The organism is Natronoarchaeum sp. GCM10025703, assembly GCF_042661985.1.
Taxonomy (GTDB): Archaea; Halobacteriota; Halobacteria; order Halobacteriales; family Natronoarchaeaceae; genus Natranaeroarchaeum.
Genome location: NZ_JBHSZF010000001.1, coordinates 2,709,203 through 2,736,046 on the forward strand (window position 1 = coordinate 2,709,203; position 26,844 = coordinate 2,736,046).

Annotated in this window: 22 protein-coding genes and 9 pseudogenes; 17 read left to right on the forward strand and 14 right to left on the reverse strand. The window is 64.5% G+C overall.

What is annotated here, in order from left to right; translation table 11 throughout:
* Positions 1-48: 48 nt before the first annotated feature.
* Positions 49-279, reverse strand: coding sequence for a hypothetical protein (locus ACFQH2_RS15160; RefSeq protein WP_377055018.1), 231 nt, complete (start codon positions 277-279; stop codon positions 49-51).
* A 107-nt stretch (positions 280-386) separates the two neighbouring features.
* Between ACFQH2_RS15160 and ACFQH2_RS15165 the strand changes: the two are divergent.
* Positions 387-1,579, forward strand: a pseudogene (locus ACFQH2_RS15165) (FAD-dependent oxidoreductase); the annotation flags it as partial.
* 240 nt (positions 1,580-1,819) lie between these two features.
* Positions 1,820-2,206, forward strand: a complete 387-nt coding sequence (locus ACFQH2_RS15170; protein ID WP_377077007.1) for a hypothetical protein — start codon at positions 1,820-1,822, stop codon at positions 2,204-2,206.
* On the opposite strand, the gene ACFQH2_RS15175 is transcribed toward ACFQH2_RS15170, so the two are convergent.
* Positions 2,112-2,915, reverse strand: coding sequence for a DUF429 domain-containing protein (locus tag ACFQH2_RS15175; RefSeq protein ID WP_377076894.1), 804 nt, complete (start codon positions 2,913-2,915; stop codon positions 2,112-2,114). The two genes, ACFQH2_RS15170 and ACFQH2_RS15175, sit on opposite strands and share 95 nt — an antisense overlap.
* Before the next feature lie 109 nt (positions 2,916-3,024).
* Between ACFQH2_RS15175 and ACFQH2_RS15180 the strand changes: the two genes are divergently transcribed.
* Positions 3,025-3,783, forward strand: coding sequence for an N-6 DNA methylase (locus ACFQH2_RS15180; RefSeq protein ID WP_377076895.1), 759 nt, complete (start codon positions 3,025-3,027; stop codon positions 3,781-3,783).
* On the forward strand, positions 3,738-4,913 hold the full coding sequence (locus ACFQH2_RS15185) for an Eco57I restriction-modification methylase domain-containing protein (RefSeq protein WP_377076896.1): 1,176 nt from the start codon (positions 3,738-3,740) through the stop codon (positions 4,911-4,913). Before ACFQH2_RS15180 ends, ACFQH2_RS15185 begins: the two co-directional genes overlap by 46 nt.
* A 57-nt stretch (positions 4,914-4,970) precedes the next feature.
* On the opposite strand, the gene ACFQH2_RS15190 is transcribed toward ACFQH2_RS15185, so the two are convergent.
* Positions 4,971-5,765 carry a helix-turn-helix transcriptional regulator gene (locus ACFQH2_RS15190; protein ID WP_377055026.1) on the reverse strand — a complete coding sequence of 265 codons (795 nt, stop codon included), beginning with the start codon at positions 5,763-5,765 and terminating at the stop codon, positions 4,971-4,973.
* Positions 5,766-5,998: 233 nt separating this feature from the next.
* Here ACFQH2_RS15190 and ACFQH2_RS15195 point away from each other — a divergent pair.
* Positions 5,999-6,957 (forward strand): annotated as a pseudogene (locus ACFQH2_RS15195) (DMT family transporter); the annotation flags it as partial.
* A gap of 69 nt (positions 6,958-7,026) precedes the next feature.
* Positions 7,027-7,572, forward strand: coding sequence for a hypoxanthine/guanine phosphoribosyltransferase (gene hpt / locus ACFQH2_RS15200; protein WP_377055030.1), 546 nt, complete (start codon positions 7,027-7,029; stop codon positions 7,570-7,572).
* Positions 7,573-7,603: 31 nt separating this feature from the next.
* Here hpt and ACFQH2_RS15205 read toward each other — a convergent pair whose 3' ends face one another.
* From ACFQH2_RS15205 to ACFQH2_RS15230, 6 genes and pseudogenes are all read right to left on the reverse strand, one after another.
* A complete protein-coding gene (locus ACFQH2_RS15205; protein WP_377055032.1) occupies positions 7,604-8,035 on the reverse strand; it encodes a universal stress protein in 432 nt (143 codons plus the stop codon).
* A gap of 76 nt (positions 8,036-8,111) precedes the next feature.
* A pseudogene (locus ACFQH2_RS15210) lies at positions 8,112-8,422 on the reverse strand (ASCH domain-containing protein).
* A gap of 71 nt (positions 8,423-8,493) precedes the next feature.
* Positions 8,494-9,215, reverse strand: a pseudogene (locus ACFQH2_RS15215) (hypothetical protein).
* Between the two features lie 41 nt (positions 9,216-9,256).
* Positions 9,257-9,742 carry a DUF2062 domain-containing protein gene (locus tag ACFQH2_RS15220; RefSeq protein ID WP_377055038.1) on the reverse strand — a complete coding sequence of 162 codons (486 nt, stop codon included), beginning with the start codon at positions 9,740-9,742 and terminating at the stop codon, positions 9,257-9,259.
* Between the two features lie 43 nt (positions 9,743-9,785).
* Positions 9,786-10,256 (reverse strand): NUDIX domain-containing protein, encoded by a 471-nt coding sequence (locus ACFQH2_RS15225; protein ID WP_377055040.1) that lies wholly within the window; start codon positions 10,254-10,256, stop codon positions 9,786-9,788.
* Positions 10,257-10,344: 88 nt separating this feature from the next.
* On the reverse strand, positions 10,345-11,538 hold the full coding sequence (locus tag ACFQH2_RS15230; RefSeq protein ID WP_377055041.1) for a redox-regulated ATPase YchF: 1,194 nt from the start codon (positions 11,536-11,538) through the stop codon (positions 10,345-10,347).
* A gap of 299 nt (positions 11,539-11,837) precedes the next feature.
* Between ACFQH2_RS15230 and ACFQH2_RS15235 the strand changes: the two genes are divergently transcribed.
* From ACFQH2_RS15235 to ACFQH2_RS15245, 3 genes are all read left to right on the forward strand, one after another.
* Complete coding sequence (locus tag ACFQH2_RS15235; protein WP_377055043.1) at positions 11,838-12,071, forward strand: hypothetical protein; 234 nt, start codon at positions 11,838-11,840, stop codon at positions 12,069-12,071.
* 113 nt (positions 12,072-12,184) lie between these two features.
* The gene (locus tag ACFQH2_RS15240) at positions 12,185-12,904 is read left to right on the forward strand and encodes a hypothetical protein (protein ID WP_377076897.1); all 720 of its coding nucleotides are present in this window, start codon (positions 12,185-12,187) and stop codon (positions 12,902-12,904) included.
* Positions 12,904-13,059 carry a hypothetical protein gene (locus ACFQH2_RS15245; RefSeq protein ID WP_377076898.1) on the forward strand — a complete coding sequence of 52 codons (156 nt, stop codon included), beginning with the start codon at positions 12,904-12,906 and terminating at the stop codon, positions 13,057-13,059. Before ACFQH2_RS15240 ends, ACFQH2_RS15245 begins: the two co-directional genes overlap by 1 nt.
* A 3-nt stretch (positions 13,060-13,062) precedes the next feature.
* Here ACFQH2_RS15245 and ACFQH2_RS15250 read toward each other — a convergent pair whose 3' ends face one another.
* Positions 13,063-13,224 carry a hypothetical protein gene (locus ACFQH2_RS15250; protein ID WP_377055047.1) on the reverse strand — a complete coding sequence of 54 codons (162 nt, stop codon included), beginning with the start codon at positions 13,222-13,224 and terminating at the stop codon, positions 13,063-13,065.
* Between the two features lie 111 nt (positions 13,225-13,335).
* Here ACFQH2_RS15250 and ACFQH2_RS15255 point away from each other — a divergent pair, with 111 nt between their 5' ends.
* The 4 genes and pseudogenes from ACFQH2_RS15255 to ACFQH2_RS15270 all read left to right on the forward strand — a co-directional run bounded on the left by ACFQH2_RS15255 (position 13,336) and on the right by ACFQH2_RS15270 (position 16,711).
* Positions 13,336-13,464 carry a phosphohydrolase gene (locus ACFQH2_RS15255; protein WP_377076899.1) on the forward strand — a complete coding sequence of 43 codons (129 nt, stop codon included), beginning with the start codon at positions 13,336-13,338 and terminating at the stop codon, positions 13,462-13,464.
* Positions 13,465-13,566: 102 nt separating this feature from the next.
* Positions 13,567-14,745, forward strand: coding sequence for a metal-dependent hydrolase family protein (locus ACFQH2_RS15260; RefSeq protein ID WP_377055051.1), 1,179 nt, complete (start codon positions 13,567-13,569; stop codon positions 14,743-14,745).
* 45 nt (positions 14,746-14,790) lie between these two features.
* Positions 14,791-15,231: a universal stress protein gene (locus ACFQH2_RS15265; protein WP_377055053.1), complete on the forward strand. Its 441-nt coding sequence runs from the start codon at positions 14,791-14,793 to the stop codon at positions 15,229-15,231.
* A 42-nt stretch (positions 15,232-15,273) separates the two neighbouring features.
* Positions 15,274-16,711: pseudogene (locus ACFQH2_RS15270) on the forward strand (replication factor C large subunit).
* Between the two features lie 29 nt (positions 16,712-16,740).
* Here the strand turns inward: ACFQH2_RS15270 and ACFQH2_RS15275 are convergent.
* Positions 16,741-17,997 (reverse strand): annotated as a pseudogene (locus ACFQH2_RS15275) (aminotransferase class I/II-fold pyridoxal phosphate-dependent enzyme).
* A 138-nt stretch (positions 17,998-18,135) separates the two neighbouring features.
* Positions 18,136-19,353: a biotin synthase BioB gene (gene bioB / locus ACFQH2_RS15280; RefSeq protein ID WP_377076900.1), complete on the reverse strand. Its 1,218-nt coding sequence runs from the start codon at positions 19,351-19,353 to the stop codon at positions 18,136-18,138.
* Positions 19,354-19,665: 312 nt separating this feature from the next.
* On the opposite strand from bioB, the gene ACFQH2_RS15285 reads away from it, so the two are divergent.
* From ACFQH2_RS15285 to ACFQH2_RS15295, 3 genes and pseudogenes are all read left to right on the forward strand, one after another.
* Entirely contained in the window at positions 19,666-21,258 is a 1,593-nt protein-coding gene (locus ACFQH2_RS15285) for a hypothetical protein (protein WP_377076901.1), read from the forward strand.
* Between the two features lie 231 nt (positions 21,259-21,489).
* Positions 21,490-21,747: a hypothetical protein gene (locus ACFQH2_RS15290; protein WP_377055063.1), complete on the forward strand. Its 258-nt coding sequence runs from the start codon at positions 21,490-21,492 to the stop codon at positions 21,745-21,747.
* A gap of 93 nt (positions 21,748-21,840) precedes the next feature.
* Positions 21,841-22,463: pseudogene (locus ACFQH2_RS15295) on the forward strand (ribonuclease H).
* A gap of 126 nt (positions 22,464-22,589) precedes the next feature.
* Here the strand turns inward: ACFQH2_RS15295 and ACFQH2_RS15300 are convergent.
* Positions 22,590-24,843: pseudogene (locus ACFQH2_RS15300) on the reverse strand (NADP-dependent malic enzyme).
* A gap of 106 nt (positions 24,844-24,949) precedes the next feature.
* Positions 24,950-26,032 (reverse strand): annotated as a pseudogene (locus tag ACFQH2_RS15305) (M24 family metallopeptidase).
* A gap of 102 nt (positions 26,033-26,134) precedes the next feature.
* On the opposite strand from ACFQH2_RS15305, the gene ACFQH2_RS15310 reads away from it, so the two are divergent.
* Positions 26,135-26,842, forward strand: coding sequence for a COX15/CtaA family protein (locus ACFQH2_RS15310; RefSeq protein ID WP_377076902.1), 708 nt, complete (start codon positions 26,135-26,137; stop codon positions 26,840-26,842).
* The last annotated feature ends 2 nt before the right edge of the window (positions 26,843-26,844 follow it).

Genomic DNA, 26,844 nt, shown 5'->3' on the forward strand with positions numbered 1-26,844 from the left:
CATCCGTCTTTTTTCTGGTGGTTCGAGGGGTCGGTCCCGGCGCGACGCTCACCTGGCGCGCGCGAGACGGGCGAGTACTGTCGCACCGACGAGAAACAGGACGCCCACGAGTCTGACACGCGTCGTTGCATTCGTTCGCGGCTCGAACTCGACGGCGAGCACCCGGTCGTACCCCCACGCCGCTATCGCCAGTAATCGGTCGGGGACGAGCAGGTGGACGAGTCCAGCGAGCAGGCTTCCGGCGGTGGCGGCTCGCAGTATCGTCTGAAGTCGGGCCATCGAGCGTGTCTCCGGACGCCGGAGATATGTGCGTTGTGTCGGCGCCAGCGTGCGCGCACGCGCACATGCGCGAGGGGCTTATCCGTGCTCGGCCCTGAACGCTAGCGATGACAGACAGCCAACTGCCCCCGCGGGACGAGGACGGAGCGACGACCGGACCGTATCCGGAGGACGACGACCGTCCGGTGGAGTACGAGACGGTGCAGACGCCGGTACTCGTCGTCGGCGCGGGCGCGGCCGGTGCCCGCACGGCTATCTCGCTGGCAGAAGCGGGCCACGAGCCGCTGGTGATCGGGAAACGCGATCACGGCGACGCCCACACCACGTGGGCGGCGGGCGGCATCAACGCCGCGCTGGGATCGCTCGATCCCGAAGACGACTGGACGATTCATGCCGCCGACACGCTCGACGAGGGCCACTTTATCAACGACCCCACCGCGGTCGAGTTAACGACCCAGGAGATGCCCGACCGGATCCGGGAACTCGACGAGTGGGGGATGGGCCTCGACCGGACCGAGGACGGCAAGGTCAATCAGCGATACTTCGGCGCACAGTCGTTCCGCCGGACCTGCTTCGTCGGCGACCGGACCGGCGAAGCGATGCTGGAGGCGCTCGTCTCGAAAGCCCAGGGGCTATCGATCCCCTATCGCGAGAACGTGATGATCACGCGGCTGCTCTCGGACGGCGCGGCGGTCCACGGCGCGGTCGGCTACGAGATGGAGAGCGGCGAGTTCGTCCTGTTCGAGGCCGACCACGTCGTCCTCGCGGCTGGCGGCTACTCCGCGCTGTACAACCGCCACTCCTCGCGCGACGACGAGAACAACGGCGATGGCTCCGTGCTGGCGCTCGAAGCGGGCGCGTCGCTGATGGACACCGAGTTCGTGCAGTTCCACCCGACCGGGATGGTCGAGGCGCGCTACGGCGAGGAGTGGGCGGGCCGCCTCGTCACAGAGGCCGTCCGCGGCGAGGGGGTCGGCTGTACAACGCGAGTGGCGAGCGGTTCATGGAACGGTACTCGCCGGACCAGATGGAACTCGACGCCCGCGACGTGGTGGCTCGCGCCATCGCCCGCGAGATCCGCGAGGGGCGCGGCACCGAGAACGGCGGCGTCTATCTCGATATCTCGCACCGGGACGACCAGTACGTCAAGGATCGGCTACCGAAGATGTACGAGCGGTTCGCGGATCTGGGCGTGGACATCACCGAGGAGGCGATGGAGGTCGCCCCAACCGCCCACTACTCGATGGGCGGCGTCGACATCGACTTCGAGACGGGCGAGACCGGCATCGAAGGACTCTACGCGGTCGGCGAGACGGTCGCCGGCGTCCACGGCGCGAACCGCCTCGGCGGCAACTCGCTGGCCGAGACGGTCGCTATCGGGAAACTCGTCGGCGAGCACGTCGCCGAGCAGGTCGATGCGGACGGCGAACTGCCGGCCACCGCGCGGGCACTCGCCGAGCGCGAGTTCCGCTCGCTGGAACGACTCGGCGGGGCCGGCGGCACGGAACGCCCCCAAGAGTTACTGGACGACCTTGGCGACGTGCTCTGGGAGCAGGCCGGCATCTTGCGCGACGAGTCGTCGCTCCGTACGGGCCTGCGCGAACTCGAAGCGCTCCGTGAACGGACCACTGACCTCCGAATCGAGGGGGACCGGACCGGCCGTGACTTCGAGTTCGCCATCGATCTCTCGTTCAGCCTTACGCTCGCGGAGGCGCTGCTCCGGAGCGCGCTGAAACGCGAGGAGTCCCGGGGAGCACACTACCGGACCGACTACCCGGACGTCGATCCGGACTGGCGGCGTAACATCCTCGTCGACGCGGGCGATACGGGTCTTACACTGCGAACGCGTGGTGTCCCCGACCCGAGCGAGCCAGTACAGGAGGCTGTCGAGGAAGGCTACGAACTCGACTACCACCATCTGGAGTAGCGCCCCCGAACTGGCGCGATTCCGGATACGCGATCGTTTCCCACTGGGTGCGGTGGTCACGCCCTTCGGGTACCGACAGCAGCGCGTCCTCACGGGCCGCCGCGGTCAACGCCAGCGCGTCGAGCACGTCGTCACGACCCACATCCTTGCGGTAGTACTCGTCGAGCGCGGCCTCGTAGGCCGCATCGGCGTCGTCGAGTTCGTTTCTGAGTAGTTCGCGGCGGGTCGCCAGCCCTGCATCGGTGTGTTTGGAGTCGGGGACCGGCGTCCCACCCGCAAACGCCGCGAAGCAGAGTTCGGGGTGACACTCGACGACGCGTCGGTGGGCCGTCTCGTGAGAAGCGAGGAAGTCCCGGACCGCCGCGATTGCTGGCAGGATGTTGTAGGTCTGTTTCGAGAGGCCATGGCCGGTCTGCTCCCGATTGCGCTCGTTCGCGTCGGCGTAGTCCTCGGCGTCCAGAACCGCCCCCGCAGGCGTGTAAAACACGCAGGAGCGTCGGTCGCCGAGCAACTCCTTTGCGGCCTTGTCGCAAGCCCGTCGGCCAGTCTCCGGCAGTCCGATGGGGATGTCGATCAGCAGCCGTTCGGCATCGCTGTGCGCTGCCCAGAGCGTTTCAATGTCGTCGTAGCGCGCTACGCCGAGCGCACCGTCGTCGAGGATGCCTGCGACCCACCCGCTCGAACACGCGTCGACGCCGAGATACTTCACACGTAGCCGTTCGACGCCGGACAGTTTAGCGTGCCGCTGAACGGTGAACTCGGAGACCCCTCGCGCTCCGGTACACTCTCCTTTCGACGCGTCCACATACTATGTACAGATGGCCCTCTCGCACGGTAGCGAGCAGTCCAGGGCGCGCGTGCTCGACGCGCTTGCGGAGTTCGGCCTCGACCGGATCGAGGCCGGACTGGCACGGGCGTATCTCGACGACCTCGGCGTCGGCGTCCCGGCCAACCGCTTCCTCGCCGATCTGGTAGACTCGGTCGCTGCGGCGGACGCCCGACTGATCGCGCGCGAACTCCTCGACCGGGAGAGCCCATCGCTGGTCGATATTCTCCGCGTGTTCGAGCTATCGGTTCCCGAGGCTGATCGGGAGCTAAACGGGGTCTACTACACGCCGGGGTCCATCGTCGAGTACATTGTCGCAGAAACGGTCGGGCAGGGCGACCGCGTCTGCGATCCGGCCTGTGGCGGCGGCGCGTTCTTGCTGGAGGCGACCGACCGGCTCTACCGGAGGACTGATCGCCCGGTCGTCGACCTCCTCGAAGCGCACGTCTACGGCGCGGACCTGTTCGCGAACAACGTCAGACAGTCGAAGATCCTGCTCCTGCTGTACGCGCTCTCGCGGGGCGAAGACCCCGAACACGTCGAGTTCAATCTCGTCGAGGCCGACTCCCTCCGGCTGGACTGGGCCGAGACGTTCCCGACCGTCGCATCCGGCGGCTTCGACGCCGTCGTCGGCAATCCCCCTACGTCCGGATCCAGCACCAGTCCGCGCCAACGAAGGAGTATCTGCTCGACACCTACGAGACGGTGGAGTCCGGGAACTTCAACACGTACATTCCCTTCGTCGAGCTAGCGATTCAGTTGGTGTCGACGGACGGAACTGTCGGCTACATCACGCCACTGAACTACTTCACGACGCTGACGGCCCGTGATCTCCGGGCGTTCCTGCAGGAGAACGCCTACGTCCGGAAGATCGTCGACTTCGGTGAGCTACTGCTGTTCGAGGACGCCAACACCTACACGGCGATCACGTTTCTCGATCAGCATCGCAAGGGGCAGTTCCAGTACGTGAGCGTGCCCGACGAGAGCGCCGTCGACGCGCTGGCCGATCTAGAGCCGATCACGATCAACTACTCGTCGCTCGACCCCGAGAAGTGGCGACTGCTCGACGATCCGGCCTACGAAGCGATCAACACTATCGAGTCGTACCGCCCGCTCGACCGGATCGCCGACATCCACACCGGGGTCGCGACGCTCAAAGACGAGGTCTACACGCTGGTCGCCGGGGAGCACACCGGCGAGTACTACACGATTCCTTTCGACGGCGAGGAGTACCGCGTCGAACGCGACCTCTGTCGCGAACTGGTCAAGATTCCGGCGGTTAGCGACCCGTCGGCGCTCGTCGACAATCGCCGGCGCATCATCTGTCCCTACCGGACCACGAACTGGGAGGATCCCGGCGAGGCGAAGACACGCCGCGTCGAGCACGAGGTGATCCCACCCGATGACCTCGCCGCGACGTATCCCCGCGCTCACGAGTATCTCGAGGCCGTCCGGGACGTGCTCGCGACGAGAGAGAACGGGGTCGGTGCCGAGTACGAACCCTGGTACAAGTACGGTCGGAAGCAGGGGATCGGATTCGTCGGCGAACGACTGTACACGCCGACGTTTAGCGACGGCCCACAGTTCGTCTATCACGATAGCGAGGCCGCCCTGTTCGCCAACGGCTACGCGGTCTTTCCGCGAGAGGAGAACGGCGCAGTGCTCGACGCCGTGCTCAACTCCGGGGTTATGGACTACTACATGCGGAAGACGAGCAAGGACATTCGGGGCGACTACCAGTGCTATCAGAAGAACTTCCTCCGCCGGTTCTCGGTGCCGACGTTCACGCCCGAGGAACGCGAGCACCTCCGCAGTGGCTGCGACAAACGCGTCGACGCGTTTCTCGCCGAGAAGTACGGCCTCGATATCGAACTCCCGTGATACCCTCGGTTCGGCGTCGCCGGAGTGGCGGCGTTCGTCCGGAATCGACCTGACCCGTCAGTCGGCCAGTTCGTCGGGGTCGAGCGGCCGCGAGGTCCGCCAGTAGTGGTCGTAAGTGTCGTTCGCCCACGACCGGACCGCCGGATCGTCGGTGTCCAGCGAGGCGCGCAACACGCCGCTTTCGTCGCGGAGCAGGAGGTGAACCGTATCGTCGATGATAGTTACGGCCAGCGGGATCCCCTCTTCGCGGAGTCGGATCGATGCGTCCTCGGTCCGCAGGAGTCGCTCCAGTTGTGATCGTAGCTCCGAATCGTCGGCGACCGCCTCGATTGCGCTCCTGGAGAGAACCGCCTGGAACGATTGCTCGCCCGCCGTGACCCGCTCTTCGACGACGGTGAGGCTCCCCTCGTTGAACGCATGCGAGAACGCCCGGACCGACTCGCTCTCGCGGAGCAGGTCGAGTAACCGCTTGAGCGGCGCGTTGGGCCGGGTCTGCGTCGGCTGGGTGATCTGTGCGTCGGCGAGTCGCTGGAGGTCGAAATCCATCGCGTGCGTGGGGAGATACTCGACGATGCCGCGGAGTTCGCCCTCCGTCTCCATGATCTTCAGGAGGTCGGTAAAGCCGGTGGCGACGAGCCGTCCGGTCGCGGTGGCGACGTACTCGTCGCCGTCCTGGACGATCCACGAGCGAGCCTCGAAATCGCCGAGTACGCGGCTAAGCGTCGCCTGCGATGCGCCGGTCTCCTCGGCGAGCACGGAGCGGGTCCGCCGCCCGTCGGCAAGCCGCTGGAGCACCTGCACGCGGTTCTCCGAGAGTGCGAGGAACTCGATCTCTTCGAGCGCCGATTCCATACCCGCATTCGAGCAGCGTCAGCTAAACCGTTTTCGCACCGTGAAACGCTTGCAGTCCCCGGAGCGTTCTCGCGGCAGGGCTGGCTTTCTTCCCCCGAAACATTTTCTAAATTACACTATAAGGCTCCAGCCCCTACGGCAGTACAAGATGTTTTCTGTACTCCTTGCAGTACGATTCGACCGTCTCGCAGGCCGGGTGAGTCCGTCGCCGTGATGGACCGACGCGCACTCCTCTTTTTGCGGCGTCGAGTCTCCTCTTCGGCGGGACGTTCGTCGCGGCAAAGGCAGGACTGGAGTACTTCCCGCCGCTGGCGTTCGTGGCGCTCCGGTTCGACATCGCGGCGGTTGTACTACTTGGCTACGTGGCCGTGACGCGGTCTCGCGGGGAGTTGGTGCCGAGAACGCGCGGCGACGTCGCCGGGATCCTCGCGACCGGCGTGCTCGCCATCGGACTGACGAACGCCCTGCTGTTCGTGGGCCAGCAGTACGCGACCAGCGCTGTTGCCGCAATCGTGTTCAGTCTCAACCCGATCCTGACGCCCGTCTTCGCCGCCGTACTCCTCTCCGACGAGCGGCTGTCGGCACGCGGCGTGGTCGGTATGTTGCTGGGTCTGGGTGGCGTCATCCTCGTCGTCGGCCCGTCCCCGGCGCTGCTGCTCGGCGGCGATGCGTTCGGAAAGGCGATCCTCCTCGCCGCCGCGGTCAGTGGTGCGCTCGGCGCGGTCTCGATCCGCCGGGCTAACAGTTCGATCTCAGTACGGTCCGAACCGCATGGGGCCTGCCCTTTGCCGCCCTGCTCACGCACTCGCTGAGCACGGCGAGCGGCGAGTCGCTGTCCGCCATCGTCTGGACGCCCGAAGCGGTCCTGGCGCTTGGCTATGTCGCGCTCTTTGCCGGTGTGCTCGCGTACGTCGCGTACTTCGGTCTCATCGACTCGGCGGGCGCGATCCACGCGAACCTGGTCTTCTACGTCGTCCCGGTCGTCTCGACTATCGGCGGGTGGGCGCTGCTGGGCGAGACCATCTCGACGCTGGCGATTGTCGGTTTCCTGACCATCTTCGCTGGCTTCGCCGTGCTGGGAAGCGAGTCGATCGACCTGCACCGGATCTATCCGGCCGCGCGGAACCGTCACGGCCCGCCAATCGATCAGTTCGTCACCCTCGACGAGGCGCGTGGCGGGAGCGGCGACTGATCTGGACAGACGACTGCTTCACTCGGCCAACAACGAATCGCTTTTCGCCCGGTTGCTCCAATAGTGACTATGGAGAAACTCGAAGCGTCGCTACACGAAGCGCCGATCATCGACCAGGATGGCTACGAGTATCTGGTCCACCCGATCAGCAACGGCATCCCGTTGCTCGATCCGTCGCTGCTGCGCGAGGCCGTCATCGGCCTGATGCGCGAGACCGATCTCGACGTCGACAAGATCGTCGCGCCGGAGGCGACCGGCATTCACGTCGCGACCGCGCTCTCCCTGCAGACCGACATCCCGCTGGTCGTCATCCGCAAGCGCGAGTACGGCCTCGACGGCGAGGTCTCCCTCGACGCGACGACTGGCTACGACGAGTCCGAGATGTTCATCAACGACGTCGAACCGGGCGACCGCGTGCTCGTGATCGACGACCTGCTGGCGACCGGCGGCACCCTCGGCGCGATCTGTGAGGCGCTCGAAGGGATCGGTGCGGAGGTCGCAGACGTCGGTGTCGTCATCCGGAAAGTCGATCAACCGGGCCTCGACGATACCGAGTTCGACGTGACGAGCCTCGTCGACATCACCATCGACGACGGCGAAGTAACTCTCCACTAACTGGAAACTACGAGAAAACGGCGACGGACAGCTACTCCTCGGCGACGTTGACAGTGAGCACCGGGGCTGGCGACTTCGTTACGACCTTTTGAGACGTGCTCCCGAGCATGTTCTCGGTGTACCGGTCGGCCTGGGTCCCCATCGTAACGAGGTCGATGTCCGCGTCTTCGACGTAGGAGACGATAGTTTCGGCGGGCGATCCGCGTCGGATCGTCGTCGACACGTCGATACCGGCGTCTTCGAGGGAGTCGGCGACTTCGGAGACGGCGAGTTCGCCCTCTGCCCGCAGGTCTTCGAGGACGTCCGCTTTCATCTCGTCTTTCAGCGTCAGGAACGCCCCGTCGTCGATGACGTAGAGGACGTGAGCGGTCGTCGATTCGGCGTCGGCGATGTCGATCGTGTGTTCGAGCACCGTCTCGACCGACGCGCCGCCGTCGGTCGGGAGCAGAATGTCGCTGTACATCGTATGGGATCTTTCGGCGGTCGATACACACCGTTTACGGTTTCCGGACGGTGTCGAACCCGGTTCGGGCCGCGCGCTACTGCTTCTCGAAGGCGTGGCGGACGATATCGGAGTCGTCGTCCCACTCGAAGTGGTCGTGTGCCTGGCGCAGCATCTCCTTGTAGCCGTCGAGGTCGGCCGCTCCTCCGCCCGAGCGTCCGCGTCGGTCATATCCCCAAGCGTTCGCTCCTCGACCGCGGTGATCTCGAACGTCTCGCCGTCGACGGTGAAAGTGTCGCCCGCCTCGGCATACGCCTGTCCGCGGTGGATCTGTGTGACCTCGCCATCCAGCGCTTGCTGGCGCATCCGCTCGCTCGGAAGGATCGTTCCGGCATCGATCTGTGACATAGGCGTGGCTTGGTCTGGTGAGACAAAGGGGTTTGGTCGCCGGGGCTACTCGTCGCTAACCGGGTCACCGTTCACAGCGAGACGGTCGCCAGATCCGATTCGAGGTCGGCGACGTGCTCGTTGTAGGCGTCGATGACGCCGCCCACCATCGGGGCGTACTTCCGGACGTCCGCGGCAGAGGGGGTTCGTACTGCGAGAGGAGGTAGACGCCGCCGGAACCGCCGGCGCGCAGGTAGGAGACGCCGTCCGTATCCCACTTCAGTTCCCAGCGCGTCCCGTCGACCCGCGTCGTGAACGTGCCGTAGTCGCCGCCCTCGTACCGGTGTAACTCGCCCGCGATCAGGTTACACGCCTCCTCGATCCGGTTCAGAAGCTGATCCCGCTCCGCGACGACGCCCTCGGTCGTCTCGACGGGTGGGTACTCGGGGTCGACGTCGTCGAGCAGGCCGTCGAGCGAACGGACGTACTCGTTGTAGGACTCCACGAACGCTTCGTAGTCCTCCAGCGCTTTTGCCAGCGCCTCCGGTTCGGGGTGTTGTTTGGTCGAGACGACGTAGACCTCGAACCCGCGACCGCCCTCGAAGCGGAGATACTGGAGGTCACCGGCCTCGTACTTCACCGTCCACGTCCCGCGCTCGGTCTCGAACTCCTGCTGGCCGTAGTCGCCGCCCTGGAACTTCGCCAACTGATAGGCGATCTTGCCCGTGTGATCGCGGACCTGCTCGACGAGTTCGTCGCGCTGTCGTGTGGCCTCTTCGGGGTCGGCCACGTCGAGCGCGGCTGGATCGATCATGGACAGTGGTGGGGCCCGACCGTCAAAACAGGTTCGGCTACTCAGTCCGAGAGGATCTCTCGCGGCAGTTCGGTCGGCTCGATGTTCCGGCGGTGACACTCGTTGACCACCCGGAGCGAGAGGGGGTACGCGAGAGCCATGAACACGACCGCGAGGACGACGTTCCCGACGAGCAGGCGGACGACGATATCCGAACCGGCCGAGAACGATACCGTGGAGGGGACACCACCCGGCGGTGCGCCCAGAAGTCGAATGCCGACCCAGAAGCTCGCGGCGTAGACGCCCCACTTCACGACCGGGTTGAGCACGAGCACAGAGGCAAACAGGGCGATCTTGCTGATGCTGTCGAACAGATACGTGAGCAGAACGAAGATCAGGAGTCCCGCCCCAAGCGTCGGCATCGCCGTAATGAAGACGCCGACCGAAAAGCTTCCGGCGATCTCTCCGGGCGTGTTGTCTTCGAGTAGCGCCCGATCTAGCTCGTTACGAAGCCGTCCAGCGAGCGCCGAGAACCTCTCGCGGACCATCCTACCGGACTCACGTCGTACCCACTCATCAACGCTTCGGCTCTTAGGATCGGCCGTGCTGTGGGGTCGGGACGGGCGACAACTGATCTCTGGCAAGCAGGTGGACGTAATCGTCGAGGTCGAGGGCGAACCGCGCCTTCTCGGGCGTCTCGACCCACGTACAGTCGTACTCGTCACCCACCTCCTCGCCCTCGCCCGTCACTGTGTGGACCCAGTCGTCGCGCGGTTCGTCGACGGTAGCGTGGAAGAAGTGCCGGACGTACCAGCGCGGCGGCGATGCACGGCGCTGCCAGACGTCCGTCGTCAGGTGGTCGACCGATTCGAGCGACGAGAGCCCGGTCTCCTCGTGGACTTCCCGGAACAGTGCCTCTCGTGGCGTCTCCTCGTCTTCCAGTGTTCCTTTCGGAACCTGCTTCCCCTCGTACTCGGGCCCATCGAACACGAGTAATTCCCCATCCTCTCGGGTGATGTACGCGCAGGCCTTTTCTACGTATGTCACTGTTCTGGGCGGCATTATATGATATATGACTACCAGGTAGGACAAAAACCCTTCACTCGTATACCTTAAATTCCTTGTTCGTCTCCAAAGAGTTCCCGGATCCTCAGTTCGTCGTGATCACTTCGAGCACGTCCCGCTCGTCGAGGTCTGAGCTCGCGCCGCGCTGGCGGTTCGACCGGCAGTCGATGGCGTGGAGGAAGCCCTCGCCGATATCGGAGTGGAGGCTGTACGCGAAGTCCTCGGCCGTCGAGTTCGGCGGGAGGAGATAGCAGTCGGGCAGGACCTCGCCGTGCTCGTTGCCCAGCCCGTTCGCGCCGCCGGGGAAGACGGGGATGACGCCGAGCACATCGAACAGCGCCGCTTCGAGCGCGTCCTGTACGCCGGTCGCGCCGTACTCGGTCACGAACTCGCGGATCTGTTCGAGGCCGGCCTCCTGACTCCCGGAGACGTCACCGACGATTTCGAAGTCGTCGTTGCCCGGCGTGTACTCGATGACGCCACCCTCGTCCGCGGACTTGAGTGCCTTCTCGGCGTGGGCGCTCGCGGGGACGATGGTCAGGTGTTCGTACTTCGGATCCGAGGTGATTTCGGCGTAGTTCTCCTGGGCCTCGGGCGTATCCATCTTGTTGGCCGCGACGACCATCGGCTTGGTGTCGCGTCGGATCTCGCGGGCGAGTGTGAGTTCGTCCTCGTCGTCCCACTCTGCGGGGTCGAAGCCGATACCGACGCGCCGGATCAGCCGCTTGATCTCGTCCTCGCTCGTCCGGAACGCGCTCATCTGTTCGGCGAGTTCCTCCTCGATATCGTCGTCTTCGGTCGTGTAGCCGGACTCGTAGCGGTCGATCCCCTTTCTGAGGACGCTCAGATACCACTGATCGAGTTCGGTTTCGAGGAAGTCGATGTCGTCGCGCGGGTCGTGACCCTCGGTCGGTTCGCCCTCGATATCCGTCTCGCCGGAGAAATCGACCACGTGGACGAGCACGTCGGTCTCGTTCAGGTCGCTGAGGAACTGGTTGCCGAGGCCCGCGCCCTCGTGTGCGCCGGGGATGAGCCCCGCGACGTCGACCAGTTTCGTCGGGACGAACCGCGTCCCGTCGTCGCAGTAGCCGACCGACGGCGTACAGGTCTCGTCGAACTCGGGGGCCGCACACTGGACGCGCACGTAGGCTTCGCCGACACTCGGGTCGATCGTCGTGAAGGGGTAGGCCCCCTCAGGAACGTCGTTCATCGTCGCCGCGTTGAAAAACGTCGACTTGCCTACCGAGGGCTTGCCGACGAGTCCGATCCGGTAACTCATTACCACGAATCCGCGCGCGCCGGTGAAACGCGTTTCCCTCTCCTCGTCCAGTGGTACGGGCTCACGTGGCGTGAAGAGCGGCCGATTCGACGGATCTGGTGGTTCGCTGAATACGGCACACGGCCACTGGATCGATATCAGTTCGGTATACGATAACACGCATCCCCGGGCGGTTGTAACATAAACAATTATTAAGGATTGGCCCACAGTGATGAGTAGGATGGTTACGCACGTAGCAGTACGCGAGCACTCTTTCTGATCGACGTCCAGTAACCGACCGATCCGCCGCGCCCGACCCAATGTCAGCAAATAGCCAGACTACCCGACGAGCGGCCACAGGTACCGCACCGACAAGCACCGCCCACGACCCGCACACCGAACCGACAGCGAAGAGCGTCCGCCCGGACGATAAGCAACGAGCAGGCCGGACCGCCGCCAGCGAGGACGCGCCAGCGATGTTCGGGGCGTCCGAAGGCGTTCTGCCGAACCTCCTCGACGAGCACAACGCGCTCGTCGCACCCGAGACGGAGTAGGCCCCGCGCCGGTTGCAGTTCGCGTGTCAGCGTACACTTCCTCAGCAGAGGCAACCCTGTCAACAAACGGCCAGTATATTCATGTAAGGGTATACCAATCCTTGCCATAGCGAATGGCCCAATCGACGGACCGCCAAACGGACGAGGGCAGGGGTACGAGCCGTCGGGCCCTGCTCGGCGCGCTGGGCGGGGCCGTCGGCCTACCGCTGGGGACCGGAGCCAGCGCCTACGCCGCCGATCGGCGGTTCACTGACGAGGACAGTGACGGGATCCCAGACGACAAAGAGAGGTCGGAGGCGTTCAACGACCGACTCGAAGCGTTGTTCGGAGCGGATCAGTTCGAGAGAGTCGACCCGGCCCGCCCGGATCTCTTGCTCGACGTCCGGTACGTCGAGGGAACATCGATCGACTGGCGGACGAAACAGAGCATCGAGACGCGTTTTCGCGAGCGGGGGATCCACGCCCAGTGGCTTGATTACCCCCGAGAGTACGACAGTGAGCGCTTCGAGGAGCGCTACGGCTGGAACGTCAAATCCGTCCTGTGGGAGCGTGACGGCTTCTATCACGAGGAAGTCGAACCGTTCGTTCGGGACGTGGCGATCCAACTCGTCGTCGTCCCGGGCCACGACGGCGAGGAGTACGCCGGGCAGTGTACAGCCCCTGGGCGAAGCTACTCGGGAGCGGCGTCGATGGCCACGTCAACGGCTTCAGCGTCGGCAACCGGGCGATCGTCGGGGAGCGCGATGATCGTTGGGAACAGGAACGCCTCGTCTTTCACGAGATCGCTCACCTCGCCCTGTGTCACGACGACGATCCGACCAATACCGGCGTGATGGGGACGAACGATGAGATCGCACTGACCGACGAGGAGTGGGCGAAAATCAAAGCTCATCTCGACGATGTACGGGATACGAGCGGCTACGACATCGCCCTGCGGAAATGTCTCTGGAAAAGGTGTCTGGACGGCGTGACCGGTCGGTTCTCGTGAGCGTCAGCGGCCGGAAGAGACGTCCGTGCTCCCGCACTCCGGACAGCGTGTTAGCGTCCCGATCGAGACCGCATCGAGTCGCTCCCACTCGTCGCTCCCCGCCGGTGCCTCGAACCCACAGTTCCAGCAGTGTGATATCGCCGCTGGCTCCGAGTTCTGGGCCATATGGAACATTTCGAGAGACTCGGTCTTAACTCCGGAGGGTGGGAGGTGAGAAAAGTGTTAACTCGATTTTGAAATCCAGTACATTCATAAACGATACTGATATACGTACACATGATGCCCGAAATCGAAGTGTCCGACTCGCTTTACAGCAAAATCGAGGAAGTGTCCGACAGCAACGAACTAGAGGATACCATGTGGGAGATGGTGTACCTCCTTCAGCGTGGCAACGACCCGACGTGATAGGCTGACTCGAGTACCTCTGATTCTTTCCCGGCCGTTTGCCCCGAGCCATGCGACCGGCAACGGGCAGATTCATTAGGCATCGCCGTCCACCGTACGAGCATGATTCTCCGGGGTGCTCGCGTCGTCGACGGCGGGGGTGACGTCTTCGACGGGCCGATCCAGTTCGATAGAGAGAGCGGACGTACCACCGCCGTCGCCGAGGTATCGAAGGCAAAGGCGGACGAGCAGACGGTCGACCTCGGCGGCTACACGCTGCTGCCCGGTATCGTCGACGCGCACGTCCACTTCTCGCTGTCCGGCGAGGCGAGCGTCGAAGACGTCGTCACGAAGAGCGATTCCGAGTTGCTGTTCACCGAAATCGCCAACGCGCGCCGAACGCTCGAAAGCGGCGTCACCGGCGTGCGTGCGATGGGCGCGCGCGGCCTCGACGTCGAACTCGCCCGGGCCATCGAGCGCGGCGACGTCGTCGGCCCGCGCACGGTCGCCAACTGCGGATCGATCACGATCACCGGCGGCCACGGCCACCATCTCGGTATGGAGGTCGACGGCCCCGAGGCGTGTCGCCGCGCCGTCCGCGAACAGCGCAAGCAGGGCGCGGAGTTTATCAAGTTCATGGCGACCGGCGGCGTCACCACGCCCGGCACGGATCCCAGATCGCTGGCGTTCACCCGCGAGGAGATCCACGCCCTGATCAACGAGGCCCACCGCCGTGACGTCCACGTCGCCACCCACGCCCACGGCGCGGAGGGCATTCAGGCCGCCGCGGAAGCGGGCGTCGACACCGTCGAACACGGTACCTTCCTCGACGACGAGTCGATCCAGGCCATGCTCGACAACGACGTCACACTCGTTCCGACCCTCACCGCACCCCACCGCATCCTCCACAACGGCGACCGCGCGACCGCCGAGACGCACGCCCAGTCGAACGAGGTGTACGAGACGCATCGCGAGTCGTTCCGCCGCGCCGTCGAGGCCGGCGTGAGAGTCGCCGGCGGCACCGACGCGGGCACCCCGTTCAACCACCACGGAACGAACCTGGTCGAGATCCAGTTCATGGCTCGCCACGGCATGACACCGGTCGAGGCGATTACGGCGATGACCGGCACTGCCGCCGAAACAGTCGGTCTCGACGACGCCGGGCGGATCGCGCCCGGCTATCACGCCGACCTGCTCGTGATCGACGGCGACCCGACCGCGGACGTCGCCGCGCTCGACGATATCGAGACGGTCATCAAGGGCGGCGAGGTCGTGACGGGGACGCCGCTGGGCCGCCTCTAACGTCTCGCCGGTAGTTCTGTTATGCTGGCTCCCGTAGTCTCGACTATGTACGACGATATCCTCCTGGCAACCGACGGTAGCGACGACGCCGACGCGGCGGCCGACCACGCCATCGACCACGCCGAGCGCTACGACGCCACCCTGCATCTGGTCTACGTCATCGAGACGCGAACGGCCTACGACAACGCCATCGTCGATCCCGAAACCGTCGCGGGCAACCTCCGGAAAGAAGGTCGGGAAACGCTCGACCGGATCGCAGAGCGCGCTGACTCTGCGGGCGTCGAGACGACGACAGTGATCCTCGAAGGTGTCCCACACGAGGCTATCGAGAACTACGCGGCCGAGCACGATGTCGACCTGATCCTGCTCGGCACGCAGGGCCGGTCGGCGTTCAGACGCGCGCTGCTGGGTAGTACGACCGACGCTGTCGTCCGGTCGCGAGTCGCGCCGGTGCTGGTAGTCGACGAGGAGTCGGGCGAGGACTGAGACTCCGCAACCACTAAACGCCGTTCGCCCCACACTCCGGTAATGAGCGATTGGACCGAAAAATACCGCCCGTCGACGCTGGCGGAGGTCCGGGGAACGACACGGCCCGCGACGCGCTAAAAGAGTGGGCCGACACGTGGGCCGAGCACCGCAAGGCGGTCATCGTCTACGGCAGTCCGGGGATCGGGAAGACCTCGGCCGCCCACGCGCTGGCGAACGACAAAGACTGGCCGGTGATCGAGTTGAACGCCAGCGACCAGCGACAGGCCGACGTGATCGACAAAGTCGCGGGCGAGGCCGCCCAGTCAGGAACGCTCATGCAGGGTAGTTCCGGTCGGCGACTGATCATCATGGACGAGGCCGACAACTTCCACGGCAACGCCGACTACGGTGGCTCCGCGGCGGTCACCGGCGTCGTCAAGAAGGCCGACCAGCCGATGATCCTGATCGCAAACGAGTTCTACGACATGTCCCAGGGGCTACGAAACGCCTGTCAGGAGATCGAGTTCCGGGACGTCTCGAAGCGCTCTATCGTGCCCGTCCTGCGGGATATCTGCCGCCAGGAGGGCGTCGAGTACGAGGACGAAGCGCTCGAACAGATCGCAACGCAGACCAGCGGCGACCTGCGCTCTGCGATCAACGACCTCCAGGCCGTCGCGGAGCGGGCCGAACGGCTGACTCTCGACGACGTGGTGACGGGCCAGCGAGACACGACCGAGGACATCTTCGACTTCCTCGACGAGGTGATCAAAAAGCTCGATCCGCAGGCCGCACAGAGGCGTCCTACGACGTCGACGAGACGCCCGACGACATGATCAACTGGATCGAGGACAACATGCCCAAAGACTACGCGGGCCGGGAACTCGCGGACGCATACGGCTACCTCGCCAACGCCGACCGCTGGCTCGGCCGGGTGCGCGCGACGCAGGACTACTCCTACTGGCGCTACGCGGGCGACAACATGACTGCAGGCGTCGCGGCGGCCCGCCAGGAAAAGAAAGGCGGCTGGACGCGCTACGGCCCGCCAAGCTACTGGTCAAAACTCGGCCGGTCGCGTGGCTCCCGGGAAACCCGGGACGCCATTGCACTCCAGATCGCCGAGGAGAGCGGCACCAGCATCGGTACGGCGCGTCGACAGATCCTCCCGTTCCTCGCGGAGATCACGCACCACTGCAAGAACCGCGAACTCACCGTTCGGATGGCCGCAGTGTATGATCTCGACGAGAAGCAGGTCTCCTTTGTCACCGGAAGCGGGAAGACGACCAACAAAGTGCAATCGATCGTCGAGGACGCCGAAGAGCTTCGCGGGCAAGAAGCAGTCGAGCACTCCGGCGGCGCGTTCGAGGGTGCGACGCGGGATCAGGCCGACGAAACGGACGCGGATAGCGAGCAGGACTCGACCGAGGATGATGACACCGCCGCGGACGAGAAGGAGTCGGCCTCAGACGACGGACAGGCGGGATTGACTGACTTCATGTAACCGCCGTCAGGACGCAGGCCAGCCGTGACTCACAGCAGACCGATCTCCCGACCAGCATCGCGGAAGGCGTCGAGGCAAGCGGCCAGATCCGATGCGGAGTGAGTGGCCATCGGCGTCACCAGGAGCCGACTCGATGCGTCCGACCGGCCCGACGGAGCGACGGCCCGAGCGACGACCCCGCGGTCGTACAGCAACTCACACAGGCCAACTGCGTCCGCCGGGTCGTCGAACGGTATCGCGAGGATCTGTGTCGACCCATCTACCTCGTACTCCATCGCTGCTAACTGGTCACGGAGATACTCGGCGTTGCGCCAGAGTCGCTCCTGACGGTCCTCGGTTCGCGCAACGTGGAGCGCTTCGACCGCCGCCGCGGCCGACGGCGGTGCTGCCCGGCCGAAAACGTGCACGCCTCCCTCCGGTCGATCAGCAACTCGATCAGGACGTCGTCCCCGGCGACGTACCCGCCCTGGCTGGCAGCGCCGTCGAGAGGCTACCAGTCTGGACGTTGACGCGCTCGGTAAGCCCGTCGCGCTGGACGATTCCGCCGCCGTCCTCGTAGAGACCGACCGCGTGTGTCTCGTCGACCAGTAGCCACGCGCCGTAGCGTTCGGCCAGTTCGCACAGTTCGGCGAGCGGTGCAACCGTGCCGTCCGTCCCGAACACCGATTCGGTAACGAGCAGCCACGACTCGTCGGCGTCCCCATCGGCCCGCGATGCCAACCGGTCGGCCAGGTCGGCGACGTCAGGTGGTCGTAGTGGACGGTCTCGGCGTCGGCCAGGCAACAGGCGTCGGTGACGGCCGTGTGGTTCTCCGCATCGGAAAAGACGACGTCCGGTTCGAGCGCCGTAATCGTGCCGACGACAGCGGCGTAGCCGGATGGGAACACCAGCGCGCGGTCGGTCCCCGTCGTTTCCGCCAGTCGATGCTCGAGGTCACGGTGGACAAGCGTGTCGCCGGTCGCCGTCCGACTGGCACCCGAACCCGTTCCAACCACCTCAGCGGCGGCAACCGCGGCGTCCTGTATCTCGCTGTCCTGCGTGAGGCCGAGGTAGTTGTCCGAGGCGAACACCAGTCGCTCGTCGCTGTCGACTACGGGGAGCGCGCCGCCTGACGGCGGTGCGAACTGGGCGCGTTTCGCGATTCGGTTTGCGGGCGACAGTCGGCGGTGTGACCGACCATCACCGTCGTTCAGTGTCGAGGCGGGATCGAACCCGTGGCTGTCGAGCGTCCCGTCGACTCGGCGCGGACGCGCACCGTCGTCTCCCGAATCGGCGTCTTCACTCATGGTTCGACACAGTCCCGTCGCCGCCGTTGTGCGGCGGAGTCGTCTACTTTCACAGTTCTCATCGCTTCTAACTCCCCATCTACTCAGTCGGCGCTCTGCAACTGACTTGGAACTGCGACCGGAGGAGTATAGCTTTTCTCACTTCGAACGGCGAGAGAGAGCGTTCTCGTCGGTGACGAGATGGCGATGGCTCTCGAATCTGCGCGACTCGCAAAGAGTCACTCCGACGGAATCCGCGGATACCTGAATCCTCTCAGTCGTCGGTCGCCCCTTCCGCGGTCTCCTCCCAGCGTCCGGGCCGGCGTTCGAGCGCCGTTTCACCTCGTCCGGGTCGAACTCGTTCGCGTCCATATTCGGCCGTAGCCCGGCACGCTCCATCGCCTCGATATCATCGCCCGGCGACTGCCCGCTCGTGGTGAGGTAGTCGCCGGTGAGGATACCGTCCGCGCCAGCCTCGAAGGGAAGATGCTGCTCGTCGGGCGCAAGGTTGACCTCCCGACCGCCGGTGAGTCGGACTCGCGCCTCGGGATGGAGAAGTCGGTAGACCGCGACAGTTTTGACGATTTCGGCGGTCGTGATGTCGGCGGTGCCGCCGAGGCGCTCGGCCATCGGCGTCCCGGCGACGGGATTCAGAACGTTCACCGGGAGCGAGGAGATGCCGACCTCCTGGAGCGCGATGGCCGCGTCAACCCGATCCGCCGGCGACTCGCCCATTCCCAGGATGACGCCAGCGCAGAGATCCATCCCTGCCTCCTTGGCGACTTCGAGCGTCTCGACTCGGTCCTCGAAAGTGTGGCTATCGACGACCTCCGGGAAGTAGTTCGGCGAGGTCTCGATATTGTGGTTGTAGTGGTTGAGCCCTTCCTCGGCCAGTATCTCCGCTTCCTCGTCGGTGAGAATGCCGAGGCTCGCGTCCACCTCGACGCTCGTCTCGTCGCGGACGAGCCTGATCGCTTCGAGCACCTCTGCCCACTCGTCGGGCCGGTGTTCCTTGCTGACCCCCTTCTCGGCGACGACGATGCCGAACCGCTGTGCGCCGTCACGCTCGGCCCGCTTCGCGGCCTCCAGTATCTTCTCGGGCCCGAGGAAGCCGTAGGTGTCGATACCGGTATCGAAGTGAACGGACTGCGCACAGAAGCCACAGTCCTCCGCACAGTCGCCCGCCTTCGCGTTGACGATGCTACACGCGTCCACAGTGTCGTCGCCCAGCTGGGAACGGACGTAGTCCGCGCCCGGTGCGAGGTCGTCGACAGGCTGGGCGATCAGTGCCAGGCCGTCAGTCCGATCAAGCCGCTCACCGTCGAGTACGCGCCGAACCGCGTCGTCGACTGTCCGGTTTCCCGTCTCGTAAACCATACTAAATAGACAAGTTTACAGGATGTTAAACTGTTCGATGGCCGATGAAACCCCGATCAGTGAGCGCCTTGGGGGTTCGATATTACGTGTACAGAGCGTCTCACCGGACATAGCCCTGTAGCAGTATACTACCCACTAGCCTACGTTTTATCGTAGTAAGGTATTCTTACAATGGGTCACTGACCCACCATCGGCTCTCTACCCGGAAGACTGCGTGACGACTGTCCTGCGAGACGCGACTGCCACGCGAGCGGCTACTCGGCCCACGGTCCGAACGACTATACGCTGTGCTTACGTACGCCGGTGCAGCAAGTGACGCCCGTGAATGCGCCAGAGACTGACGTCGCGACTGACCGACGACGCGGGCCGGAGCCACTCAGCGTGGCCAGCAGTGGCTCCGGCGGGTACGACCCTCGTCGAGATGTCACCCTCATTGCCATCGCCGTGCTCGTATTCGGGACGCTCGCAGTGGGCGTGCTCGGGTTCGGCGCGACCCCGGTACTCGACGACGACGACGGCGACGGAACGCTGTTCCCGTTTCAGGACTGGGGCGAGGACGGACCCGAGGAAGTTCGACTCGACGTCCAACCGAACCGTACCGAACTGAAACCGGGCGAAACCGTCGAGGTTGCCGTCAGCTACGAGAACGGGACGGCAGTAACGGATGCACGGCTGAGAGCGGACGGTGAGAACTATCGGTTAGACGAGAACGGCCGCGCCGCCATCACCTTCGAGCGTGGCGGCGAGTTCACCGTCCGGGCCGACAAGGAGAACACGGAACTAACCAGATACGTGGCCGACGGAACCATCGTCTCCGTCACTCGATTCGACGTCCCGCTGGCAGTCGAGGCCGACGCCGAGCGGAGTACCGCCGGCGAGGATGTGACGTTCAGGTTACGCCGTGCAGACGCCGGGGAGGCCGTCGCAGGCAGTCTCAGCGTCGACGGCGAGACCTACGAGACGAACGAAGTCGGCAGTGTCACCGTGCCGTTCGAGCGCGCCGGAACGTTCGAGGCGACCGCGTCGAAGTCGTCGACCGATACCGAAGCCTTCGCCGAGGCGACGACGGCCGTCACGGTCGAGCGGCGATCGGTCGCGCTCTCGCTCTCCCGGGACAACGCGGCCCCGAAGCCCGGCGAATCGGTGAGCCTCACGGTGCGTCGTGGCGACACCCAGGAACCGATCAACGCGACCGTCGAGACCGATGGTGAGCAACGACTGGCAAGCGACGGGAAGTTCACCGTCAGCGCCGACCGCGCGACACGGCTGGAGCTATCGGTCGCGGCCCCAGATACCGACAGCGAGACGTTTGAGACGGTGACGACTACGATCCGATTCGAGCGATACGAGGCACCGCTGGCGCTCGATGCGGATGTGACAACCGTCGAGCGTGGCGAGACGGTGGAGTTCACAGCACGGCGGACGGATACCGACGAACCGGTACCAGCAACGCTCACTGCGGGCAATCGCACCGAGTGGCTCGACTGGCAGGGCACTGGGTCAGTGCGGTTCGACGAGGCCGGGACGGTACCAGTGACCGTCACGCGCGCCAACACGACGACACACACCTTCCCGTCCGACGAGCGGACAGTCACCGTGCTGGACACCGAGTACGAGATTCTCGGGTTCGAGGCACCCGAGACGGTCGACCGCGCTGACAACGTGACGGCGGAGTTCACCGTCCGCAATACGGGTGCGGATCCCGGAACGGCCGAACTGGTCTACGAGTTCGACGGCGACGAGCAGGCTACCCGCGCTGTCGCGCTCGATCCGGGCGGCCAGGAGACGCTCTCACTCTCGGTTCCGACTGCCGTCGAACCGGGCGAGTACGAACACGCCGTCTCGACGCGTGACGACACCGAAACCACGATAATCGCCATCGAGGACGCGAGCGATCGAGAATGAGCGATCGGTCTCGTTCACCCCATTCAGCTGTCGTTTCGTGATATATAACCTAAACGGCTATAATCCCAAATTACTGGCTAAAATCTGTTTTTAAAATGTTTAACGATCTCTAGTATCGTTATAAAACATAATACGAAGTGTTTGATGCGTTGAAACGGATCGAAAACAAAGAAACGCTCAGCGGCCTATAAGAGATGGTAGCCTGATGGCTTAGATACGGCTGGAAAACTCATGTCAAGTCCCTCCATTCACAACGAAACTGGATCGATCGCTGGTGAGTCTACCGACGGAAGTCTCCGCAAGTGGTTCGCGGACCGGGTCGTCAATCAGATCTACGCCGCTGGCTTCTGGAGCGCCGTTGTGCTCCCATTCCTTCACGTCCCGATGCTGGCGACGGGACTCGAGACCACCGGCGAAGTGTACACGTTCCTCGCACTGCTGGCGCTGAACGCCGTCGCGTTGCTGGTCGGCTATCCACACAAGCAGTAGCCCTCCCTCAGTTGCTGTCCTTCCCCCGCTTTTTTCCCGCAGAAATCGCTATCCGCCCGTGGACTTAAGTTAGCCTGTGCCCTGACGCTAAATATGGCCGCGCATGGCCGGCCGGCACTGCGAGATTTGTTCGACGAGTCACCGACTCCGCATATTGCTCATCCGCCTCGAACCCACCACCGAGATTTCTACGTGGCAACGGACGGCTCCTACAGGGAGGAGAGCGGCGGCCTCGGTGCAGTGATCGAGACACGGGAGGGGACCCGGGTAGCGAGACTCTCGTTGCCCCATACCGTCCCGGACAACAACGTCGCGGAGTATCGGGCGTTACATCTGGGGCTGGACGTACTGGCCGCTCGCTCACCCCCGAACGCCCGCATCGGCGTCCTCGTCGATCACAACGAACTGGCCGGCAACGTCAACAACGCGATTCTCGCCGGACAGCACCCCGACGGTGAACCTCCGCATCCACTCTCACCACCGTCGAACACGTCGAACCACTGGCGCGGTATCCGTGCCCGCCTGTCCGGCTTCGAAGAGGTGCGTGCCGCACGCATCCGCAGCGAAGACAACCCGGCGCATCCGCTCGCAAACGCGCCACACCAGTATGCACACGTTAATCGGGAGCCGGACCGCTGCGTGATCCCCGGCAGCACCGAATCGACCACGAGCGAGTTCCCCCGCCGTCGCGGGCCGACCGGCACGCGAGCGACTAGCGAGGCTCTCCCTCGGGTCAAAACTCCCGGGCAAAAAGCCGCCTCACTGGGTGATGCCCGCTCCGGCAGTGAATCCCCTCGCAACGCTCGGCGTCTGGGTGGTTCTACCACCCCACCCGACTCGCGCTACTCTTCCTCTTGTGCATCCACGACTGCCACGCCGGCCAGGTTCACGATGTCTTTCACCTCGTCGTCCCGCTGGAGGACGTGGACCGGCTTGTCCATCCCGACGAGCATCGGGCCGATGGCTTCCGCGCCGCCGAGGCGTTGAAGCAGTTTGTAGCTGATGTTGCCCGCTTCGAGGTTCGGGAAGACGAGTATATTCGCCGGTTCCTCCAGCGCCGAGAACTCGTAGGTGCCGTGGAGCATGTCCTCGACGACGGCCGTGTCGGCCTGCATCTCGCCATCGACTGGGAAGTCGATTGCGGGGTCTTCACGGAGCCGTTGTGCGGCCTCCCGCGGCTTTCTGGTCCCCTCGTTGTCGACGCTCCCGAAGTTCGAGTACGACAGCAGGGCGGCGCGAGGTTCGATGTTGAAGCTCCGGGCAGCTCCGCGGTGTGCTCGGTCACTTCGGCTAGCACGTCTTCGTCGGGGTTCTGGTTCACTGTCGCGTCGGCGATAAACACGACGCGGTTCTTGAACGTCAGCATGTAGACGCCAGCGGCATACTCCGCGTCATCGGCAGTGCCGACGATCTGCAGGGGTGGACGGAGCGCGGAGGGGTAGTGATGGGTCAGCCCCGAGAGCATCGCGTCGGCGTCGTCCATCTCGACCATCACCGAGGCGAAGTAGTTGCTGTCCCGGATCATTTCCTCGGCTTCGCTCCTGGTGATACCTTTGCGCTGTCGGAGTTCGTAGAGGCGGTCGACGTACTTCTCGTAATCGTCGCTTTCGGGGTCGACGATTTCGGGATCGAAACTCAGCCCCAGTTCGCTTGCCGTCTGCTCGATGGAGTCGCGATTGCCGATCAGCACTGGCTCCGCTATCTCCTGTTCCTGCAACTGATAGGCCGCGCGGATGATCTTCTCGTCGCCGCCCTCCGCGAGGGCGACGCGTTTCGGATCGCTCTTCGCCTTGTTGAGTACCACCCGCATCATCTCGCGGGACTTGCCGAGTCGCGCTTCCAGTTGTTCGACGTACTCGGAGACGCCGATTTCGGTGCGCGCCGCACCGCTGTCCATCGCCGCCTGCGCGACCGCCGGCGCGACCTCGAACAGCACGCGGGGATCGAGTGGTTTCGGGATGATGTAGTCCGGGCCGAACTGGATCGGTTCGTCGCCGTAGGCCTTGACGACCGCGTCGGGGACGTCCTGACGCGCCAGGTCGGCGAGCGCTTCCGAGGCCGCGACCTTCATTTCCTCGTTGATCTCGCTCGCGCGGACGTCGAGCGCGCCGCGGAACAGGAACGGGAAGCCGAGCACGTTGTTGACCTGATTGGGATAGTCAGAGCGACCCGTCGCCATGATGACCGAGTCGTCGCGAGCGGCTTTGGCGTCCTCGTAGGTGATCTCCGGATCGGGGTTGGCCATCGCGAAGATGATCGGGTCGGACGCCATCGAGCGGACCATCTCCTGGCTGACGATCCCACCGACAGATAGCCCGACGAACACGTCGGCTCCCGCTATCGCGTCGGCGAGACTGCCTTCCGGTACGTCCCGCGCGAACTCGGCTTTGTACTCGTTGACATCGCCGGCTTCGACGCGGGTTTCGGTGATGATACCGCTGGAGTCACACATCAGAATGTTCTCGCGATCGACGCCGAGCGAGACGTAGAACCGGGCAGTCGAAATCGCGCTTGCACCCGCACCGGAGAAGACGATCTTCAGTTCCTCGGGATCCTTGTTCGCGACGCGGCAGGCGTTCAGCAGTGCCGCTCCGCTGATGATCGCCGTCCCGTGCTGATCGTCGTGGAAGACGGGAACGTCCATCCGCTCGCTCAACTGTCGCTCGATCTCGAAGCAGTCCGGTGCCGCGATATCTTCGAGGTTGATCCCCCGAACGTCGGTTCCATCGCGGCGACCGACTCGACGACCTGCTCTGGCTCCGAGTGATCGAGTTCGATGTCGAACACGTCGATATCGGCGAAGCGTTTGAACAGCACGCCTTTCCCTTCCATCACGGGTTTCGAGGCTGCAGAGCCGATATCGCCCAACCCCAGCACGGCCGATCCGTTCGAGACGACGCCGACCAGATTCCCTTTCGCGGTGTACTTGTAGGCGTCTTCGACGTCGTCCCGGATCTTCCGACATGGAGCGGCCACACCGGGCGAGTAGGCGAGGCTCAGATCCCGTTGCGTGTTCGTCGGCTTCGTCGTCGAAATCTCGATTTTCCCGGGCGGTTCCTCTTCGTGATACTCTAACGAATCCTCGTCCATTCCCATGTTATAGATACACATATCACCGACGGTAAAAAGTTGATCGAAGCTACGGATCGACAACTGTCGAAAAACGCAGTAAGTCGCGGCGTCTGCGTCGAATATGACGTAATTATTCTTCGTCTGTGAACAATATCTCGTGGCGTTCGATCGAGACATCGTGGCCGCGAGCCTCCACGTCAGTTGTCGGCCAGCGACCCGTCGTCGTCAGCACCTCGAAGTCGTCTTCGGTGACGAGGACGGTGTCCTCGCTCTTTGCACCCTGGACGGTCGGGTTCCAGGCGTACGCCGTCGGCGTGTGGACTGGCGCGTCGTGACCAGGCGTCGCGATCCATTCTCGCCCCGCGAAACCGGCCGCACCGCCCTGATGATGCTCTCGCCACTCGCCCTCGTGGCCAAGCGCGGCGTAGGCGTCCTGGATCTCGGCGAACACGTCACCTGCGCTGGCCGCCGAATCGGCGGCTCCCTGCGTCGCCGCGAGCGCGCTCGCCTCGACCGTCATCGCGGCGTCGTGGCGCTCTTCGAGCCATTCGGGCGCATCGAACGCGACCGTCCGGGTACACGAAGCATGCAGGCCGGCCATCTCGGCAGTGACCGACACCAGCGCGTACTCGCCCAGTTCCACGGGCTGGGGGTGTAGTGGCGGTACTCCTGTGCCCGCTCGCTTCCGCCCACCAGCACGACCGGTGCTTCGATCCCTCGGGCCGAGAGCGCGACACGGAGCGCCGCGGCGGCTTCCTGTTCCGTGTCGCCCGCTTCGAGTTCCCGGGCCACTGCTTCCACCGCCTCGGCCGTCTGCCGGCCGAGCGACCGGTAGGCGTCGATATCGCTCTCGCTCAGCGGTTGGCGGAGCGCTCCGGCGTCGACCGAAGCAAAGCCCGGCACCTCGAAGTCGGCCGCCGCGGGCCCTCGGCTTCCGCCTCGACGGCCTCGGCCAGCGACTCGGCGTGCCACTCGAACTCGACGACATCGACGTCCTCGCCCACTTCCTCGTCGCGGAGCCGTCCCGCTTCGATGTCGTTCGTGACGACGACGACCCCATCGCCATCGTATCCAGCCGCGGCGACGCCGATATCACCCTCCCTGTCGACGACGTTGTTCCCGCCCGTGAGCCACGCAAAGAGTTCGGCCGGGCGAACCAGACGGAGTGCAGGTCGTTCGCTTCGAGATACGCATCGAGACGTTGCTGGCGCATATGGCACACGTCTGCAGGAAGGGTATTAGAAACGTCGAAGCGAGTCGCTGCCGCCCCGCTTTGGTCAGGTCTAAGTAGGCGAAAGCCTGAGTTCAGGCAACGATGGCACCGGGTAGATCCGACCCCGACGACGGTGGATGGTTTTCCTTCCCACGCCTGATGGCAGTGGCGACAGGGCTAACATTCTCGCTCATCCTGATCGGCATCTACACGGCGGTATCGGGTGCCGGTCTGACCTGCCAGGGGCGCTGGCCGCTCTGTGACGGCTGGCTTGGCCTGTTCCCCGCGAACTGGCCGAGTTTTATCGAGTGGTTCCACCGGCTGATCGCGATGCCGACCGGCTTCATGCTACTCGGTCTGACCGTCGCCGCCTGGCGCGGTGACCAGCCACGCCGGGTTCGGTACGCGATGACCGCCGCGCTGGCAATCCTTCCCACCCAGATCATCCTCGGCGGACTCACCGTTACCCAGTACGAGGTCGTGATCCTCACCGCACACTTTGCCACCGCGATGCTCATCTTCACGCTCGTCGTCGCGGCGACGGCGTGGGTGCTCGAAGACCGGTTCGATCGGCCACACAGAGCGGCGGCGTTCTCTATCGCCGGTCTCGCCCCACTGTTCGCCGTCGCGACGCCGTTCGTGATCAGTCTCGGTTCGTTACGACTGCATATGCTCTACTACGGAATCGGACTGCTCGCGTACGGCACGCTGATCGCGCTCGGGATCTGGGTGTCCGAGCGGACCGGCTTCGGGGCCGACACGCGCCGGATCTCCTTTGCGGCGTGGGGGCCGCGGCGGCGCTCGGCCTGACG